A 374-nucleotide genomic window follows, 5' to 3' on the forward strand; every position below is an offset into this window, starting at 1 on the left:
AGAAAGTAACGAGCAGAAATACCTTTATAGGCTTGTAGCTCAGGTGGTTAGAGCGCACCCCTGATAAGGGTGAGGTCGGTGGTTCAAGTCCACTCAGGCCTACCAAATTCTTCCTCATACTGCGTTGTCGCCACGAACTCGTTTGCGTAAGCAAACTTCGCATGGCTCCGCCTTGTCTGAGAAAGAATTAACTCTTTTACGAGTGGTAAATCAAAGGTATCTGTAAGTGACTGTATGGGGCTATAGCTCAGCTGGGAGAGCGCCTGCCTTGCACGCAGGAGGTCAGCGGTTCGATCCCGCTTAGCTCCACCATATCCATACAGCCTTTAAATAATACTTCAGAGTATATTGGAAACAGTATGCTGCGAAGTATT

At 47.6% G+C, this 374-nt stretch carries 2 tRNA genes; both read left to right on the plus strand.

The features are described from left to right. Positions 1–28 precede the first annotated feature (28 nt). Positions 29–105: transfer RNA gene (locus ACT3RR_RS23190), tRNA-Ile, on the plus strand. Positions 106–236: 131 nt separating this feature from the next. Continuing rightward, positions 237–312 (plus strand) — tRNA-Ala (locus ACT3RR_RS23195). The last annotated feature ends 62 nt before the right edge of the window (positions 313–374 follow it).

This window comes from Ewingella sp. AOP8-B2-18, from assembly GCF_052376015.1.
GTDB lineage: Bacteria > Pseudomonadota > Gammaproteobacteria > Enterobacterales > Enterobacteriaceae > Ewingella > Ewingella allii.